Annotated in this window: 17 protein-coding genes; 2 read left to right on the forward strand and 15 right to left on the reverse strand. The window is 63.8% G+C overall.

Annotated elements, in window-relative coordinates; translation table 11 throughout:
* Positions 1-61: 61 nt before the first annotated feature.
* From BMZ43_RS17805 to BMZ43_RS17840, 8 genes are all read right to left on the reverse strand, one after another.
* Entirely contained in the window at positions 62-352 is a 291-nt protein-coding gene (locus BMZ43_RS17805; protein WP_093255337.1) for a DUF2845 domain-containing protein, read from the reverse strand.
* Positions 353-393: 41 nt separating this feature from the next.
* Positions 394-975 (reverse strand): DNA-3-methyladenine glycosylase, encoded by a 582-nt coding sequence (locus tag BMZ43_RS17810; RefSeq protein WP_093255340.1) that lies wholly within the window; start codon positions 973-975, stop codon positions 394-396.
* On the reverse strand, positions 972-2,771 hold the full coding sequence (locus tag BMZ43_RS17815; protein WP_093255343.1) for a glycoside hydrolase family 15 protein: 1,800 nt from the start codon (positions 2,769-2,771) through the stop codon (positions 972-974). The genes BMZ43_RS17810 and BMZ43_RS17815 overlap by 4 nt, the downstream gene beginning before the upstream one ends.
* Before the next feature lie 5 nt (positions 2,772-2,776).
* On the reverse strand, positions 2,777-3,670 hold the full coding sequence (locus BMZ43_RS17820; protein ID WP_017640902.1) for an SDR family oxidoreductase: 894 nt from the start codon (positions 3,668-3,670) through the stop codon (positions 2,777-2,779).
* Positions 3,671-3,845: 175 nt separating this feature from the next.
* Positions 3,846-4,100, reverse strand: coding sequence for a hypothetical protein (locus BMZ43_RS17825; protein ID WP_017640901.1), 255 nt, complete (start codon positions 4,098-4,100; stop codon positions 3,846-3,848).
* A gap of 165 nt (positions 4,101-4,265) precedes the next feature.
* Positions 4,266-5,906: a methyl-accepting chemotaxis protein gene (locus BMZ43_RS17830; protein ID WP_093255346.1), complete on the reverse strand. Its 1,641-nt coding sequence runs from the start codon at positions 5,904-5,906 to the stop codon at positions 4,266-4,268.
* Between the two features lie 120 nt (positions 5,907-6,026).
* Entirely contained in the window at positions 6,027-6,968 is a 942-nt protein-coding gene (locus BMZ43_RS17835; RefSeq protein ID WP_093255348.1) for a Gfo/Idh/MocA family protein, read from the reverse strand.
* A 66-nt stretch (positions 6,969-7,034) separates the two neighbouring features.
* Entirely contained in the window at positions 7,035-8,108 is a 1,074-nt protein-coding gene (locus BMZ43_RS17840) for a saccharopine dehydrogenase family protein (RefSeq protein WP_093255351.1), read from the reverse strand.
* 275 nt (positions 8,109-8,383) lie between these two features.
* On the opposite strand from BMZ43_RS17840, the gene BMZ43_RS17845 reads away from it, so the two are divergent.
* A complete protein-coding gene (locus BMZ43_RS17845) occupies positions 8,384-9,721 on the forward strand; it encodes a DUF4214 domain-containing protein (RefSeq protein ID WP_093255355.1) in 1,338 nt (445 codons plus the stop codon).
* A gap of 33 nt (positions 9,722-9,754) precedes the next feature.
* Here the strand turns inward: BMZ43_RS17845 and BMZ43_RS17850 are convergent, their stop codons facing one another.
* Positions 9,755-10,846 carry a PQQ-dependent sugar dehydrogenase gene (locus tag BMZ43_RS17850; RefSeq protein WP_256563010.1) on the reverse strand — a complete coding sequence of 364 codons (1,092 nt, stop codon included), beginning with the start codon at positions 10,844-10,846 and terminating at the stop codon, positions 9,755-9,757.
* A gap of 100 nt (positions 10,847-10,946) precedes the next feature.
* Here BMZ43_RS17850 and BMZ43_RS17855 point away from each other — a divergent pair, with 100 nt between their 5' ends.
* The gene (locus BMZ43_RS17855; RefSeq protein ID WP_093255362.1) at positions 10,947-11,432 is read left to right on the forward strand and encodes a hypothetical protein; all 486 of its coding nucleotides are present in this window, start codon (positions 10,947-10,949) and stop codon (positions 11,430-11,432) included.
* Positions 11,433-11,442: 10 nt separating this feature from the next.
* Here the strand turns inward: BMZ43_RS17855 and sugE are convergent, their stop codons facing one another.
* The 6 genes from sugE to BMZ43_RS17885 form a co-directional block, all read right to left on the reverse strand.
* Positions 11,443-11,760: a quaternary ammonium compound efflux SMR transporter SugE gene (sugE, locus tag BMZ43_RS17860; protein ID WP_093255365.1), complete on the reverse strand. Its 318-nt coding sequence runs from the start codon at positions 11,758-11,760 to the stop codon at positions 11,443-11,445.
* A 167-nt stretch (positions 11,761-11,927) separates the two neighbouring features.
* Entirely contained in the window at positions 11,928-12,323 is a 396-nt protein-coding gene (locus BMZ43_RS17865) for a hypothetical protein (RefSeq protein ID WP_093255372.1), read from the reverse strand.
* Positions 12,324-12,461: 138 nt separating this feature from the next.
* On the reverse strand, positions 12,462-12,692 hold the full coding sequence (locus BMZ43_RS17870) for a hypothetical protein (RefSeq protein WP_093255377.1): 231 nt from the start codon (positions 12,690-12,692) through the stop codon (positions 12,462-12,464).
* Positions 12,693-12,984: 292 nt separating this feature from the next.
* Positions 12,985-13,923: a restriction endonuclease gene (locus tag BMZ43_RS17875; RefSeq protein WP_093255383.1), complete on the reverse strand. Its 939-nt coding sequence runs from the start codon at positions 13,921-13,923 to the stop codon at positions 12,985-12,987.
* A 23-nt stretch (positions 13,924-13,946) separates the two neighbouring features.
* Positions 13,947-15,335 (reverse strand): restriction endonuclease subunit S, encoded by a 1,389-nt coding sequence (locus BMZ43_RS17880; protein ID WP_093255389.1) that lies wholly within the window; start codon positions 15,333-15,335, stop codon positions 13,947-13,949.
* Complete coding sequence (locus BMZ43_RS17885; protein WP_093255395.1) at positions 15,332-16,873, reverse strand: class I SAM-dependent DNA methyltransferase; 1,542 nt, start codon at positions 16,871-16,873, stop codon at positions 15,332-15,334. The genes BMZ43_RS17880 and BMZ43_RS17885 overlap by 4 nt, the downstream gene beginning before the upstream one ends.
* Position 16,874: the final 1 nt, after the last annotated feature.

The raw sequence follows: 16,874 nt of genomic DNA on the forward strand, positions 1-16,874 counted from the left end.
TGGAGTCGCTTTGCCCCCTCTCCCTCTGGGAGAGGGCTGGGGTGAGGGAAGCTCCCGCCCACTACCGCTCGACCCTGATCTCCACCAGCTTGCCATCGATGAACTTGAGGTGGCGGGAGGCGCCGTTCTCCGGGCCATAGGTCCAGAACTGGGTCTCGGCCGCATTGAACTTGGGCACGTTGTTGTTGCGCAGGGCAGGGGGATTGACCTTGCGCTCGACCGGGGTGCCGCAGGCGGCCAGGACCTGCTCGACGCTGTCGCCTTCTTCGACGAGATTCTGCCCGCAGCGCAGGCTGGCCTGGGCCAGCAGGGGCAAGAGCAGGGCAGTCAGCAGCAGGTGACGAGCGCGCATGGGAACTCCGAGAGGTTGTGGCAGAGGCCGTTGCCTTCAGCCTAGCCGTTATCGCTGGCGCGGGGCGCTTTGGCAAAGCCGCGACTCAGATAACGCGAGCCGGCCAGGCCGAAACGCCAGGGCACCTCGCGGGCGCGGCTGATACCGATGCGCGGGCCTGCGATCACCGCCACCGCGGCGGTCGCCGGCTCCAGCAGAAAGGGCGGTTCCGCCAGCGACAGGCCGTCGTGACTGCCGTCGATGCCCAATGCCTGGCACAGCCGGCCGGGACCGGCGCAGAGCAGGCGATCGGCCAGCCCGCCTCGGCGTTCGCGCATCACCTCCAGCCCCCACAGCGGCTCCAGGGCGCGGATCAGCACACCCGCGCCATGGCCAGTCTCGCGGCAGACCAGATTGAAGCACCAATGAATGCCATAGGAGCGATAGACATAGGCATGCCCGGGCGGACCGAACATGGCCTTGTTGCGCGGCGTAGGGCCGGCAAAGCTGTGAGAGGCCGGATCTTCGCCGTCGCAGGCTTCGGTTTCGACGATCAGGCCGCCTACACCTTCGAGCCTGAGCGTGGCGCCGATCAGTTGCCGGGCGACCTCGTCCACCGGGCGGGTGAAATCCGGGTCGCTCACGCCTCGGGCTCCGGCTCTTCCAGGATCAGCGCCGCATGCACCATGGCCAGGTGGCTCAGGCCCTGGGGGAAGTTGCCCAGGGCCGCGCCGTCACGGGGATCGCGCATCTCGGTCATCAGGCCGACGCCATTGAGACTGGCGGCCAGGACCTCGCGCATCAGCTCGCGCGCCTGGTCCACCTCGCCCAGCACGGCATGGGCCTCGACCATCCAGTAGGAGCAGGCCAGGAAGGCACCTTCTTCCTGCTCGGCACCGCTATAGCGATAGACCAGAGGTCCATGGGCCAACTCGCGGCGGATGGCCGCCAGGGTGCTGACCGAGCGCTCACCGCCGTCGAAGCCGAAACGGATGCCGAGTAACAGCCCGGCGTCCAGGCGCTCGGTACCGGCATAGAAGGTGTAGGCCTGCTTGCGCTCGCTCCAGCAATGTTCGTTGACCCAGTCGCGGATGCGGTCGCGCTCGCGCTCCCAGCGACCGCACATGGCGTCGGGGATATGGCCGTCGCGGGCCAGGGTCACGGCGCGATCCAGGGCGAACCAGCAGCCCAGCTTGGACAGGGTGTAGTGGCGCTCTTCAGGCAATTCCCACATCCCGGCATCCGTCTGCCGCCAGCCATCGGCGCAGAGGTTTGCCAGATCGGTGAGCAGGCTGGCGGTGGCGAAATCCAGCACATGGCCCTTGCTGGCATAGAGGCGGAAGGTCTCCAGCAGATCGCCATAGAGACTCAGCTGACACTGGGCGCTGGCGCGATTGCCGACACGTACCGGCTGGGAGTCGCGATAGCCGGGTACGGGGATGGTGCGCTCTTCCGGTGCCAGTTCGCCTTCCAGAGTGAAGCAGGTGTGCAGGCGATTGCCGTGGCGGCGGATGACGTTCTGAATCCAGGCCAGGGCCGCCTGGGCCTCGCCAAGGGCGCCCAGACGCAAGAAGGCCTTGATGGTAAAGACCGCATCGCGCACCCAGGCATAGCGGTATTCGTAGTTCTTATCGCCGCCGATGCGTTCCGGCAGCGAGGTGGTGGCGGCGGCGACGATGGCGCCGGTGGGCGAGTAGAGCAGCAGCTTGAGCGCCAATGCCGAGCGCTTCACCTCGCTGAGGAATTCGCCCTGATAGGCAAAGCCCTGGGCCCATTCACGCCAGGCCTGGTCGCTGCGGTCGATGCGCTGGTCCACCTCGTCCAGGGACGGCACCACGAGGGGTTCGTTCTCGGTCGCGGTCAAGGCCAGGACACTGCGTTGCCCGGCCTCCAGTACCAGTCGCGCCACCAGCCGGCGATCATCGCATTCGAGGATTTCCAGCCGTTCGCAATAGCACAGGGTGGCCATCACACCGTCGACGTGCATGACCTCGCCATTGGGCGTGCTGCGCATCCAGGGCGAGACGGTCTGGCCCTGGGTCCCGGGTACCAGCTCGATACGCAATTCGACCCGTCCGGAGAGGCCTTCGACGCGACGACCCAGTTCGCACCAGGGCAGGCGTCCGGCCGAGCCGCTGTTGAGCGATTCGGTGAGGCGCACGCTGCCCTCGGCGGTGTGAAAGCAGGTTTCCAGGACGTTGCTGTCTTCGCGGTAGGCCCGCTCCACGCGATAGTGGGCGACCGGGGCGATCGAAAAGAAACCGCCCGCCGGGGCGTCCAGCAGGCGGTCGAACAGCGGTGCGGAATCCATGTTGGGGACGCACCACCAATCCAGCGAGCCGTCCGGCGCCACCAGAGCGACCGAACGGCCATCGGAGAGGGCGGCGTAGCCCGCCAGGGGCGCGTAGCCATCCTGGCGAGCGGGGTCGAAGGCCGCCACGGCCGTCAGCCCATGCCTCCGGTAGCGCCATAGACCTCACCGGTCACATAGCTCGACTCCTGGGACGCCAGCAGCACATAGATGGGCGCCAGCTCCGCCGGCTGGCCGGGGCGCTTGAACACCGTCTCGCCGCCGAAGGTGGGGATCTTTTCCTGGGGCTGGCCGCCGCTGGGCTGCAGCGGGGTCCAGAAGGGACCGGGAGCCACGGCGTTGACGCGGATGCCCTTGCTGGCGACCTGCTTGGCCAGCGCCTTGGTGAAGTTGGTGATGGCCGCCTTGGTCGAGGCGTAGTCCAGCAGGAACTCCGAGGGCTGGGTGGCCTGGATCGAGGTGGTGTTGATGATGGCGGCGCCGGCTGGCAGGTGTGGCAGCGCGGCCTTGCACAGCCAGAACAGGGCGTAGACGTTGGTCTTGTAGGTAGCGTCGAACTGCTCGGTGGTCAGCTCGGCGATGTCCTGCACGGCGGTCTGCTTGCCAGCCACATTGACCAGGATGTCGAGGCCGCCCAGGGCCTCCTTGGCCTTGCTCACCAGTTGGATGCAGAAGGCTTCGTCCTTCAGGTCACCGGGAACGCAGACGGCCTTACGACCCTCGGCTTCCACCAGCTTGACCACTTCCTGGGCGTCGGCCTCTTCCTCGGGCAAGTAGTTGAGCACCAGGTCGGCACCTTCCCGGGCATAGGCGATGGCGGTGGCCCGACCGATCCCCGAGTCCGCCCCGGTGATCAGCGCCTTGCGCCCGGCCAGACGACCGAACCCCTGGTAGCTGGTCTCGCCATGGTCGGGGCGGGGCTGCATGACCTGCGCCAGGCCCGGGGCTTCCTGGGGCTGCTTGGGAAATTCCGGCTGGGGATACTGGGTAAGGGGGTTTTGCATGCGGTATTGGTTGTCGCTGGACATGACATCTCCTGAAGGGGGCCGAAAGGCGCCCGTTTGGCATCTTTTCGATGACGTTCAAGGAAATGGAGCAACAATTCGCGGGAGAGGTTCCCACTGATAGGTGATGGGTGTCTCGGCCCGGACGGCTTTATCAACCTGCCTTTAAAGGCTGCGCCGATTTCGGAGCCGCCTCGATTCAGACGTCGAGTGGCTCCAGACGCAAGGCGACACCAGTCCGCTGCAGGGTGAGGATATCCGCCTCGCGGCAACCGATCAGACGGCCTTCGGCGGTACGCAGCTGATCGTCTTCGAGCTGGGCATAGGACTGCGGTTGCTTCCCATCGCCGGCGACCATGATGTACAGCTGCCCACGCAGTAACTGACCTGCCAGACGTCCGTCGTCCAGGCCGATCAGGCGATAGCTGCGGCGGGCATCGTAGGTAAAGCGCATGGGAGCATCCATTCAGGGGGTTCAGGTCAGAGCCGCGCTGACGGGCAATGTTCAATTCCCTGTCCCAGGGTATTGAACCGGGAGGGCTACCGCTGCGCTTGCGGCCTGCCGCTCACCGGGGTGAGGGCAGGTCGTCCGCTGGTCGGAAGTTTCCTGGATGACCGATCAATAACGGAATTGCGCGACCAGGCCCTGGAAGGAATTGGCCAGTCGCGACAGCTCCTGACTGGACGCGGCGGTCTGCTGGGCACCGGTGGCGGTCTGGGTGGACAGGTCCTGGATATTGACCAGATTGCGGTCCACTTCGCGGGCCACCTGAGCCTGCTCCTCGGCGGCGCTGGCGATCACCAGGTTGCGCTCCTCGATCTGGGCGACCCCGGTGGTGATGCGGTTCAGGGCTTCGCCGGCACGGTTGGCGCGCTCCTGGGTATCCCCTGCCAGGGACTGGCTCTTGTGCATGGCGCTCACGGCTTCTTCGGCACTGCTGCGCACGGCGCTCATCATCCGTTCGATTTCGCCGGTGGACCCCTGGGTGCGATGGGCCAGGGCGCGAACTTCGTCCGCCACCACGGCGAAGCCACGACCCTGCTCGCCGGCGCGGGCCGCTTCGATGGCGGCGTTGAGCGCCAGCAGATTGGTCTGCTCGGCGATGCCACGAATCACTTCCAGCACCTTGCCGATCTCGCGTACCTGGCCTTCCAGGGTCTGCACCTTCTCGGTGGAGTCGGTGATCTCGCGGGTCATCACTGCCATGGCCTGGGCGGCCTGCTGCACCTGTTCGCGACCCTGTTGGGCTTCGCGACTGGTGTCCTGGGAGGCGGTGGAGGTGGAAGCGGCATTGCGCGCCACCTCTTCCACGGCTGCGGTCATCTGGTTGACCGCAGTGGCGGCCTGCTGCACCTCGTCGTGCTGGCGAACCTGGCCACGGGAGGTCTCCTCGGTCACGGCGTGCAGCTCTTCGGCGGCCGCGGCGAGTTGGCTGGAGGCGCCGGCCATGCGCTGCACGGTGTCTTTCAGGCTGGCCTGCATGCCACCCAGGGCTTGCAGCAGCTGGCCGGCTTCGTCACGCCGGGAGCTCTGGATCGTCTGGGTCAGATCGCCCTGGGCGACCCGTTCGGCACTGGAGACGGCCTGGCGGATCGGCATGACGATCATCCGCGTGATGACGAAGCCCAGCGTCAGGGCGCAGAGCGTGGCCAGCAGCAGCCCCAGGCAGAGTACCCAGAAGGCCTGCTTGTAGGCGGCGTGGGCAGCATCACCGGCCTCGGCACTCTGGCGCTTGTTGGATTGCATCATAATCTTGAACGAGGCCATGGTCTTGCGGTAGGTGGGTTGCACCTGCTCGTTCAACAGCTTGGCGGCACCGGCTACATCCTTGGCCGCAAGGCGTGCCAGGATGGCGTCGGTACCAGCGACATAGCTCTTCCAGTCCTGCTCGAAGGCATCACCGGCCTGCTTTTCATCGGCCTGCCGCGGCGTGGCGCGATAGGCGGCGAAGGGCTTCTCCGCATCGGCCTGATTGTCACGCATTGAGGTGATGACGGCCTGTTGGTCGCTTTGCGGTGCTTCGCCGTAGGCCATGGACAGCACGCGGAAGAGATCGCGATTGTGGCCGATGACATTGCTCTTGGCATCGTTGAGCAGGGTGATGGAGAGCAGCGTGTCGTTCAACACGTTATCCAGCTGGGCGTTGACGCTTCTGATGCCACTCAGGCCGACGGCGCCGATGCCCAGGGTGATGGCCGTGCACAGGCCAAAGGCCACAGCGAGTTTCTTCGCCAGCGCCAGATTGTTGAACCAGACCATGGAGCCTTCCTTTCTGCGAGGTGGGTTTCAGCCAAGTTGCGCTGGATACCCTCGCTATCGGCACCTGCTGTCCGACCTTTAGGTGAGCAGGTCAGGCTTCGCGATCGTTCGAAATCGCTTTCAGCCGCGTCCATAGAGTCGATCGAGCAGCTGGTTGGCCACGAGCGCATCCGCCAGGGTGGCCAGTTCCGGACGTGGTTTTCCGAGTAGCTGATCGAATACCGCCTGGGCCCCCTGAGGCACGCCGGGGTCGACGCCCTCGGCCAACGTCTGGCGATTTCCTTTAGCGTCGTGCAGTACCAGCCGCCCCGCGGAGAGCGCCAGGGTTCCCTCGTTGCCGTCCAGGCGAACGGCCAATCGCGGACCGCGCAGGGTGGCGCTGGCGCGCAGCTGGACTGGCAGGTCGCCGGCCCGGAGCAGCGCCTCGCCGCTGTGATCCAGCGGCCAGCGGGCATCGCGCTCCAGGCGGCAGTACTCGACCGTCAGGGCTTCACCAGTCAGCCAGGCGCTGAAATCCAGCAGATGCACCGCCAGGTCACCAAAGGCGCCATAGCCCATGCGCGTCTCGTCCAGATGCGCGGGCCAATCGCTCAGCCAGCCCTCCAGCAACCCGGGGTGCCCGGCGGTGAGCGACAGGTGGCTGAGGCTGCCGATGGCCCCGTCCTGCGCCAGCTGGCGCAACTGCCGCAGGGCCGGGTCGGTACGCAGGTAGAAACCGCTGAAGCAGGAACGACCGGCCAGTTGCGCCGCCAGCGCCGTCGCGCGTTCAGCCGAGACGGACAGTGGCTTTTCCACGAAGAGATGGCGAGCGCGCGGGAGCAGGGCGCTCACCGCCGCTTCGTGATCCTCGATGGCGGTGGTGACGAAGGCCAGATCCACCTCGGGCAACTGGGCGAAATCGTCCAGCACCGGCAGCCCATGGGGGGCGGCAAGGCGCCGGGCGCGGGCGGGATCGCGTTCGCTGGCCACGGCCACCACCCGCACGCGCGGATCGGCCAGGCTGGTGTCCAGGTAGTCCTGGGCGTGGATCTGTTCGCAACCGACGATGGCGACGCTGAGCATGAAAAAGGGTCCTCTAACAGTGGTCGTACCGTTATGGACCCCAGGTGCGCCGCTAGGCTTCGTCGATCAGACCGGCTGGTAGGCCTTGCCGAAGCGGTTGGCCAGGAAGGCGTCCATGTCCACCTGCTCCTGGGCGATGAAGCCGCGCTGTGGCAGCTTGCCTTCGCGGAACAGATCCAGGGCGGTGCAGATGCCAGCGGCGGTGGTGATCTGAATGGCGCTGGTCAGGCGGCCATCGCGCTCGGCGGCAAAGATCTTGCGGCTGAACACCTCCTGCACCAGCTTGCCGCCACGCATCCCGCTGACGGTGACGAACACCAGCACCACGTCCTGCATGGTGGTGGGCACGGCGCCGCGCAGGATGTTCTTGAGTTGCTCCTGGTCACCGGCCAGACGCAGGTCTTCCAGCAGGAACTTCATCAGGTCGCGGTGACCGGGATAGCGCACGGTCTTGTAGTCCAGGGTTTCCACCTGGCCCTGCAGGGTCTCGCAGAGGGTGCCCAGGCCGCCCGAGGTGTTGAAGGCCTCGTATTCCACGCCATCCAGGGAAAAGTGCTCCAGGCCTTCCAGCGGCTGCACCAGTTGCAGTTCGCCGTTGCGCACCGCTTCGCAAGGGTGGCAGTACTCGTTGACCAGGCCGTCGACACTCCAGGTGAGGTTGTACTTCAGGGCATTGGTGGGAAATTCCGGCAGGGCGCCGACGCGCATCTTCACCTCGCGCACACTGTCGAAGCGCTTGGCCAGGGAGTGGGCGGCGATGCCGATGAAGCCAGGCGCCAGACCGCACTGGGGCATGAAGGCATTGCTCGCGCCCTCGGCCAGCTGGCGGATGGTCTTGGTCGCCTTGACGTCTTCGGTCAGGTCGAAGTAGTGGGTGTTGGTGGCCTTGGCCGCCTGGGCGACGGGAATCGCCAGGTGGTAGGGCAGGGCGTTGAGCACCACGTCCTGGTCGTCCAGGGCCGCGGTCAGGGCGCTGGCGTCGGACGTGTCCAGGGTGCGGGTCTGCACGCCCAGGGCCGCGATGGCCGCCAGGGCACGTTCGTCACGATCCGCCACCGTCACCCGGTAGTCGCCACTGGCGTGCAGCAATTGCGAAATGGTGTAGCCGATGTGGCCGGCGCCGAGCAGGGTGACGTTCATGGCGGATCCTCCGTGGTTGAGGCTCCAGCTTAAAAAACGGCGCTGCCAGATGTGAGCGTCAGAGCGTCGAAGTGTCGTCCCTTATTTGACGAAACGTCGAGTACCTCGACGATTCGACCAGGACCTTCTTTTCATCCGTCCTGTTGCTTATCGCTCTAGGCGAAAGGCTGTCGATCCCACCACAGGAATCCGGACACAGGTCTGCACCACTTGGCGACGCCTTCTATAAGCCAGTGGTCGGCCACGGTGGGTGGCCGCTTCAAGGAGGAAAGACCATGATCGTGGACAATGCAGCGCGGGTGAACGCCTGTTATTGGGGGGTGTTGGGCCGTGCCCCGGACGCGGAAGGCTTCCGTTTCTGGGTCGCCAAACTGGACGAGGGCCTGGGCAATGAGCAACTCGTCCGCCTGTTCCTCAACGGCGCCGAGCGCCTGCAGGCGCAACCGGCCGAGGAGAGCGCCAGCGCCTTCATCGACGGCTGCTATGGCGACCTGCTCGGACGCAACGCCGATGCCGACGGCAAGGCCTTCTGGCTGGGCCGACTGGAGACCCTGGGCAGTACCCAGCAGGACGCCAGGGCAGCGGTCATCGTCGAGATGATCGATTATCTGAGCCGCCCGGATGGCCAGAGCGCCGACCAGCAGCTGTTCCAGACGCGGCTCGAACAATGGCAGCCGCTCACGCCGGGCCTGGCCCTGCACGAAGACACCGGGGTGTCGGCCACTGACGGCATCACCCGCAACGGCCAGGTGGACGTGACCCTGCCGGAAGGGGTGAAGGAGTGGCGTTACAGTCTGGATGGAGGGCAGAGCTGGACCGTGGCGAGCGCCGGCAGTGATACCTTGCAACTAGGCGCGGGCTACTACCAGGCAGGTCAGCTGCAGGTTAGTTATCTTGCTGGCGACGGTAACGGCCGAACCTTGGCGAACGAAGCTCAATGGAAGGTCGACACCCAGGGCGCGCAACTCTATCTGTTCACCACCCGTGGCCCCACCACTGAGAACCTATTGCAGTTCCGCTTCTTCGACGATGGCGACATCGAGCAGTGGCGTAGTTCTAGCGATGGCGGTCAGACCTGGCAGCAGGGGGAGGGAAGCTGGCCCGCACCCAAGCTGGAGCCGGGCTTCTATGCGCAGGGCTCGATCCTGGTGGAGACCACCGATACCGCCGGCAATGTCGCGGTGACGGCCCTATCGCGTGACCTCGAGGTTCTGCCCGCCGACCTCACGCCGCCGCTGTTGATCGGTATCGATCAGCAGTCCTACTACAGCCCTGGTGCTGATGATCACATCAATCTGTTGTTTGATAGCTCCATCTATCGTGGGACACGGGATCTCTACTCGGAAGCCTATCCGACGCCTGTGAAGGTGGACCCGACGCTATTAGAGAAGGCCTTCCTACTCGATGTCACCACAGGCACGAAGATTGGCTTCGAGCTCGCTACCACGGTGCGTCATCTGACCAACTTGGTAGATATCCGCTTGGCGACTGACCTAGAGCAAGGGCACCAGTACAGCGTCTATCTGCCGGAGGCTTTCGTCTACGACGCCTACAACAATCCCATCGACGAATTGACCCTGCTGGGCGCCAACAACACCTTCATCGCCGTCTGATCGGGCAGTCGGGGTCTCCTGCAGTGGCCCCTTCTACCCCGGTACCACCCGCAACAGCTGGCCGTCCTCGCCATCGGTCAGCAGCCAGAGATTACCGTCCGGTCCGCTGCGCACGTCTCTCAAACGCTGGTCCAGCTCCTGGAACAAGACCTCCTGCTCGCCAGGCACGCCGTTCACCAGCGGTATCCGCCGCACCGACTTCTCGCGCAGCGCCGCCACGAACAGACTGCCGCGCCAGGTGGGGAAGCCCTGGCCGTCGTACCGGGTCAGGCCGGCGGGAGCGATGGAGGGCGTCCACTCCAACAGCGGCGGGGTTATGCCCGGTAATTCACGAAAGGGTGTGATGCGCGCGCCGGTGTAGTCCACGCCGCCGGTGGTCAGCGGCCAGCCATAGTTGGCGCCGGCGCGGATAAGATTGAGTTCGTCGCCGCCCTTGGAGCCGTGTTCGTGCTCGTACAGCGCCTGGCGCTCGGCCACCCACACCAGGCCCTGGGGGTTGCGATGGCCGAGGCTGTAGATCTCCGGCAGGGCGCCGGGTCGCTTGACGAAAGGATTGTCCGCCGGCACCTGACCGTCCCGAGTGATGCGCACGATCTTGCCCAGATGGGTATCCAGCCGCTGGGCGTCGGTGCGCTCGACATTGCCGTCGCCCAGGGCGATGGCCAGGGTGCCGTCGCCGAGCAGGGCCATCCGCGCCCCGAAGTGCTGGCCGAACGCCTTGGCCGGCTGGCTGGTGAACAGCGGCTGGACGTCCTGCAGGCGTCCGCCGTCCAGCCGCGCGCGCACCACCCTGAGGTGATTGGCCTGGCGTGTGCCTGACGCATAGGAGAGATAGATCAGCTGATTGCGGGCGAAATCTGGATCCGGCATGACCTCGAACAGACCGGCCTGGCCTTCGGTATAGAGCTCGGGCAGTCCGCTCACGGCCTCCGCCTGCAGGCTGAGTCGGCCCTGGCCATCCGGCACCAGCAGCCGCAAACGCCCGGCACCCTCGGTCAACAGCGCCCGGCCATCGGGCAGAAAGGCCAGCGACCAAGGCCGCTCGAGTCCGGTCGCTACCGTCTCGATCCGGTAGGCGGGCGCCGCCGTGGCCAACGGGCCTCCCAGCACAACGGTTAGCAACACAAACCAGACCCCACGCCGGGAAGCTTTACGTGACGGCCGAGGTCTACCGCAGGCATCCGCTGTCGCTACCATCACTACCTCTCTTCGAGACTGATCGATCATGTCCAAACCGCTCTGGCGCGCCTTGTTCAGACCCCGCCCGCTACTGGCGTTTGCCGCCGCCCTGTTGCTGGCCACCGCCTGGGGCAGCCTGGTGCAGACCCAGTACAATCTGGCTGCGCTGCAGGGCTTGGGGCAGTCGATAGACGCCGCCACCCGTTGGCAGACGTCGCTACAGGATCTGCTGGGCTTCGGACCCGTCTACGCCGCCATCGTGCTCGCCGCTTGGTTACCAGCCTTTGCCGCCGCCTTTTGGCTCGGCCGTCGCAAGGGCGCCTATCTAGTCTGCGTGGTGCCGCTAGCCACCAGTGCCAGCTTGATCGCCGCCATTCGCCTGGTCGACGCCTTCGCCCCCATGCCGGTGCTCATCTACGCCACCCGTACCCTGGATGGCCTGCTGGCAATGGCCGTGGGCGGCCTGGTAGGAGGCTTGCTGTTCATCTGGCTGGTCCGACCAAAAGCCGACCGAGCAGGGGACCTGCGCTAGGGGCAAGCGCTCAGGACGACGTCAGCTTCATCAGCACCAGGCCGCTGACGATCAGCGCCGCGGCCAGGATACGCAGCGGACTCGCCGCCTCGCCCAGCACCAGGATGCCGATCATGAAGGCGCCCACCGCGCCGATACCGGTCCAGATGGTATAGGCGGTGCCCAGAGGCAGACTGCGCATGGAGATCGACAGCAGCGCCACGCTGGCCACCATGGCAACCCCGGTGATGATCGTCGGCGTGAGGCGGGTGAAGCCCGCGGATTGCTTCATATAGAACGCCCAGACCACCTCGAGCAGTCCTGCACAGACCAGATAGAACCAAGCCAAAGACGGCCTCCTGTGAAACCGGGCCGTCCCGGAACGCTGCCCACCGATCGCCGGGGTCGTCCCCTGGGCTGGAAGAGAAGGGCGGCAAGGGTCCTTACCGCCTGATCGGTCCCGCTATCCTAGCCGTTCGAGCGGCGGTCTTTCGACCCGTCCTGGCTAGGCAAAGATCACTGTGCCGGACGTGGCTGGCAGATCTGCGCGGCGATCCCGTCGAATTCCCGATCGAAACTGACCCGCTCGGCCGCGCTGAGAAAGCCTTGCTGGCTAACGAAGGCATCGGTCTGGCTGCGCACTGCGGCGATGCGTTCGATTAAGGTCGTCGCCTGCTCCTGACTGATCCGCCGCGCCTTGCGCGCTGTGCTCACATCCGCCAGCAGCACATTGGCCCGCATCGAGACATGCGCCTGCCGCGGATCCGTGATCGATCCGCCCAGCTCTCCCGGCACGGCGCGCTGCTCTTCGAGATTGCAGCTCGGCAAGCCAAGATCGTCATGCTGCGCCTGTTGACCGGTGCAGGCACCGAGGGCCAGGGGAAGCAGCAACAGGGGAATCAGGGATTTCATGCGGGTCTCCTCGGGAGTGCCGTGGTGGAAACCTTGAGAGCCAATGGCAGCGGCTTCGTTCACGAAAGAACTCTGGAAAGGGACTTTGAAAAGGCGCTTAGGGAGAAACGCTGACGCGTGCTGCTCTTGGCCCCAGCCCTATTGGGCGATCTGGTCGCGCCGCTCCAGTCCGGCCAGCTGCAGACGGGCGCCGTCCGCTACCGGGCCTCTGTTGGCGGCGCTGGTTTCCAGTAGCGATTCGTGCAGACAGTGAGCTGCGGCCGCTAGCCCTGGCCGGATGGCGTGGCCAGCCTGGGCGAGGGCAGTGTCTTCGGTAAAGATCGGCGCGGCGAGAAAGAGGGTGACCGAGCTGGTCAGGAGGTATCTCATGCAGGCTTCCTTGCGAGGTGATCACCAGGGTATCGGCATCCGGCCGGCTGGTTGGAGCGGGTGTGGTCCCCGAGAGCTTAGACCAGGATCGTGCAGTGCATGGTGATAATGATCAGATAAATCATGCCGGTGATCCGAGGGTATTTCCGATAACAGCTCGTCGAGTACCTATCAGCTCGGAGCCCATAAGCTCTCGAGAGGGAGAGCCTTTACCTATTTAGGAAAGTCGCTTCGATTCCTCTGCCTCTCAACAAGGGACGCAGTCGCCAGCGGACCTAATGTAACGGTCGACTCAACCCAGCGACTCGTCGAAGTAATCGCTATCGAGCCTAGGTACTTTGTAGAGCTGCGAGCTGACGCCGACTTCGTGATCCAGCATCAGCTCGACCAGGCGTTTGCCATCGACCAGCACCAGGCCTTCGACCGAACGGGCGAAGTCGACTGCCTGGGCCGTGTAGCCCGAGGTGGTGATAAAGACACCGCGCTTGGCCTTCTGCCCAGCCAAGGCGCCATAGAAGGCCTGCAGATCAGGGCGGCCGACCGTGCCCTGCCAGCGCTTGGCCTGCACATAGACCTTTTCCAAACCGAGGGCGTCCAGCGAAATGACCCCGTCGATGCCGCCATCCCCACTACCGCCCACTTGCTGCAGCGCCTGGCGGTTCGCGCCGTAGCCCAGGCTATGCAGTACATCGAGCACGATATGCTCGAAGCGCGTCGGGCTCGCCTGCAGCAGGCTGTCCAGCAGATCGCCCGCCACGCTGGTGCGCAGTTCCAAGATAGCCTGGTTCAGGCGCTCCTGCGGGCTGCTGGTAGCGAGGTCAAGCTGAGCGATCACTGTTGGCGTCGAAATATCACTCTCATCCAGCGCGGCGGCATCCGGCGCGGTCTTGAGCTTCACGCTCATGAAATTCATCGCCAAATGCTCGACCTGCTCCGCGCTCAGCGCCGCGGGGTTTGCCTGGGAAAAGGCGCGGCCGGTATCGGTCAGCTGCCAATAGCCACGCCGGGCGCTACTGGAATAGCCGGCACGCTTGAGCCGGTCATGCGCCCAGCCGGCGCGGTTCTTGTAGGTGGCTTGCCCGCTGGCGATAGTCTCTTGCCGCTGCGCCTCGCTCAGGCCTAGCGCCTGTGCAGCCGCTTCGTGGGCTTCGCTCGCAGCGGCCCCTTCCGGGTGGGCCGCGAGAAAACGCAGGATGGGCTCGATGAACTGGTCATAGGTTGGTACAGACATGATTTGCGCTCTTTGGATAGGGCTTAGCTCAGCTTAGCCGCTCCTCGACCACGCTTGGCCTTGGGTGCGGCGGCGCGTTGGGCCTTGATACGTTCCAGCAGCACGCTGGCCGGTTCGTCGTTCGGGTCCTGGGGTACCAGTTCGCCGCGGAAGGCTTTGGCGAGGATGCTCTGGGTCAGGCGGTCGATGCGCGCCTGGGCGGCTTTGATCCGGGCTTCGAGTTGGTCGGCAAAGGCGAAGAGTTGTTCGACACGGCGGACGATTTCGGTTTGTTCTTCCAGTGGAGGTACGCGAAGAGGGTAGTTCCTAAGCGCTTTGCCCGTCAGATGTTTAATTGTTGTGCCGGTAAATAGCTGTTCCAAAATTAAGCCGTCAGCGTCATGCTTCAAGTTAAATGCTAGCCACTTAGGTAGCAGAAGACTTGAAACCCTTGCTCGATGAATGGCTTTTTGGAAAACAATTGTTTCTTTTAAGCGGCTGTCCCATATTGCACATCGGCCAGGCTCTCCGCCTTCGCATATGAGAATGTCTCCGTATCTAATTGCGAGTTCTTCTCGTTCGGTAGTAGATATCGGGATTTTCTGTAAGCTGCTTAGCTCAAAGTCAAACCAGCGTACATTGATGTTGCCAAGGTATTTTGTTGGTATGCCGGAGTTCTTGGCTTTGTCCAGCATTTTTCCTAACCTGCTTTCTGTAACCTCTGCGTAAAATTTGACCTGCCAACTTTGTGGAAGGGGATGCCACTTCCACTCGCTAGCATATGGATGAATATAGGACTCAGACTCTGTCCGCCATTCTTCTGTTAACCGCCCAGAAACGGCAGCGGAGAGGACGGACTGGCGAAAGCGCTTGAGCAGCGCGGGGACTCCATCAATGCGGGCTTTCAGGGTATCGACCTGGGCCAGTAGTTCGTCGAGCTTAGCGGCGATACGGGTTTGTTCGGCGAGCGGTGGAACTGGAACCTCAAAAGATTTGATAATTTCTGTATTGAGATTTACCTGAGTAACACCTTGTTTGTGCTTATCTATTACAGACGGGCGAAGCCAGTCAAAATAGTAATATAGATACGTAGTATCAAAATTATTTTTGATACTAGGGAAGGTGACAAATCCGTCGTGAATGCATCCTTGTATTTTCAATATTTTTGGAATGCATACGCTTGCACTATTTGATAGTATGAGTCCGCCTAGTTCGACTAGCCTGCTTTTTTGAGCTCCGGCGGATGTTACACCTTCGGCTGTCTTGGTAAGAAATTTCCCTTTTTCAGCATTTATGTCTCGGATTGATATCCATGGGATATTGCCAAGAAAGTACCTCGGATCGCCTTTGGGCCGTGGCGACGCTCCTCGCGCAACATCTATATAGTCGCCAAGCGCAATCAGCTCCCAATGGGCAGGTCGCGCAGTATTCATTTATCAGTCTCCATTACTTCTAAACCCATCACCTCCGCCATCAACTGCTTCTGTGCTACCACTTCGTCCCCTGCACCCAGCGCCGTCATCAGCTCTTCCAGCTCATGTAGCGCCTCGGTTAGCTCAGCCATGGCTTCGCCAGCCAGCACCTCCGGCGCGGGAAGGTCGGCGGCATCCAGGCTGCTTTCATCCTTGAGCCAACTGATATCCAGCGAATCACCGCGCTCGCGGATCTGGTCGCGGGTGAAGCAGCGGAAGCGGCTGGCCTCGCCGATGCCCTCGACATTCTCGGCGCGAGGGCTGTTGCCGTTCGGGTCCTCGCCATAAGCATCCTCGAATGGCTTGAGGTGCGTAGGGCTGAAGGGGGTGCGCTTGCCGAAGCTGGGCATATTGCTGCGCAGGTCGTAGATCCAGACGCGTTGGGTGCAGCGCTCTTCCTGACGTGGGTTGTCGGCAGTGCCCTTCTGGAAGAACAGCACATTGGTCTTCACGCCTTGGGCGTAGAAGATGCCGGTGGGCAGGCGCAGGATGGTGTGCAGGTTGCACTTGTCCATCAGGTCACGGCGCACCTCGGTGCCGACGCCGGCCTCGAACAGTACGTTATCCGGCAGTACCACGGCGGCACGGCCGCCCGGCTTGAGACCGCGGTAGATATGCTGGAGAAAGGCCAGTTGCTTGTTGCTGGTGCGATAGGTGAGGTCATCACGGGTTGGGCCGCCGCCGCCCTTGGCGGTGCCGAAGGGCGGGTTGGAGAGGATCACATCCACCTTGGGCAGGCTGGCACCGACCTGACCGAGGGCATTGCCCAGGTGCACCACACCTTCCGCATCGCCTTCCATGCCATGCAGCAGGGTGTTCATGAGGGCCAGGCGGCGGGTGCCGGGTACCAGTTCGACGCCGACATAGGCCTGAGTGCGCTGGAAACGGCGCGCCCTGTCGTCGAGGTCGTAGAGGTCGTCGGTGTGCTGCTTGATATAGGCATCGGCGGCGATGAGAAAGCCCGCGGTGCCGGCGGCGGGGTCTTGGATGGTCTCGCCCGGTTGCGGCTTGAGGCAACGGATGATGCTGTCGATCAGCGGGCGCGGGGTGAAGTACTGGCCGGCGCCGGATTTGGTCTCGCTGGCGTTCTTTTCCAGCAGGCCTTCATAGAGATCGCCAAGGCCGTCTTCGCGGGCGCTGAACCAGTCGATGCCGTCGAGGCTCTTGATCAACTGCTCGAGATGGCGCGGCTCCTTGAGGCGGGTCTGGGCATCGGCATAGATGGCGGCGATCAGCGGATCCGAGTTTTTGCCCAGGTCCAGCAGCAACTGCCGGTAGTGGTCGAGCAGGTTGAGGCCTGATTTGCCCGCCAGGTCGGGCCAGCGCGCACCTTCAGGCAGCTTGTGGCCGAAGTTTTCGTCGTTCTGTACCTGCTCGTATTCCATCTTGATGAAGAGCAGCAGCACCAGCTCGGTGACGTAGTCGCTGTAGTTGATGCCGTCGTCACGCAGGACGTCGCAGAGATTCCAGAGCTTCTGGACGATATCGGATTGGGTCATG

This window comes from Pseudomonas sp. Snoq117.2 (assembly GCF_900110545.1).
GTDB lineage: Bacteria > Pseudomonadota > Gammaproteobacteria > Pseudomonadales > Pseudomonadaceae > Chryseomonas > Chryseomonas benzopyrenica.

Coding starts and splice junctions, on each gene's coding strand:
- BMZ43_RS17805 (WP_093255337.1), bottom strand. CDS start 352: ATGCGCGCTCGTCACCTGCTGCTGACTGCCCTGCTCTTGCCCCTGCTG.
- BMZ43_RS17820 (WP_017640902.1), bottom strand. CDS start 3,670: ATGTCCAGCGACAACCAATACCGCATGCAAAACCCCCTTACCCAGTAT.
- BMZ43_RS17825 (WP_017640901.1), bottom strand. CDS start 4,100: ATGCGCTTTACCTACGATGCCCGCCGCAGCTATCGCCTGATCGGCCTG.
- BMZ43_RS17830 (WP_093255346.1), bottom strand. CDS start 5,906: ATGGTCTGGTTCAACAATCTGGCGCTGGCGAAGAAACTCGCTGTGGCC.
- BMZ43_RS17835 (WP_093255348.1), bottom strand. CDS start 6,968: ATGCTCAGCGTCGCCATCGTCGGTTGCGAACAGATCCACGCCCAGGAC.
- BMZ43_RS17840 (WP_093255351.1), bottom strand. CDS start 8,108: ATGAACGTCACCCTGCTCGGCGCCGGCCACATCGGCTACACCATTTCG.
- BMZ43_RS17845 (WP_093255355.1), top strand. CDS start 8,384: ATGATCGTGGACAATGCAGCGCGGGTGAACGCCTGTTATTGGGGGGTG.
- BMZ43_RS17855 (WP_093255362.1), top strand. CDS start 10,947: ATGTCCAAACCGCTCTGGCGCGCCTTGTTCAGACCCCGCCCGCTACTG.
- BMZ43_RS17865 (WP_093255372.1), bottom strand. CDS start 12,323: ATGAAATCCCTGATTCCCCTGTTGCTGCTTCCCCTGGCCCTCGGTGCC.
- BMZ43_RS17870 (WP_093255377.1), bottom strand. CDS start 12,692: ATGAGATACCTCCTGACCAGCTCGGTCACCCTCTTTCTCGCCGCGCCG.
- BMZ43_RS17875 (WP_093255383.1), bottom strand. CDS start 13,923: ATGTCTGTACCAACCTATGACCAGTTCATCGAGCCCATCCTGCGTTTT.
- BMZ43_RS17880 (WP_093255389.1), bottom strand. CDS start 15,335: ATGAATACTGCGCGACCTGCCCATTGGGAGCTGATTGCGCTTGGCGAC.
- BMZ43_RS17885 (WP_093255395.1), bottom strand. CDS start 16,873: ATGACCCAATCCGATATCGTCCAGAAGCTCTGGAATCTCTGCGACGTC.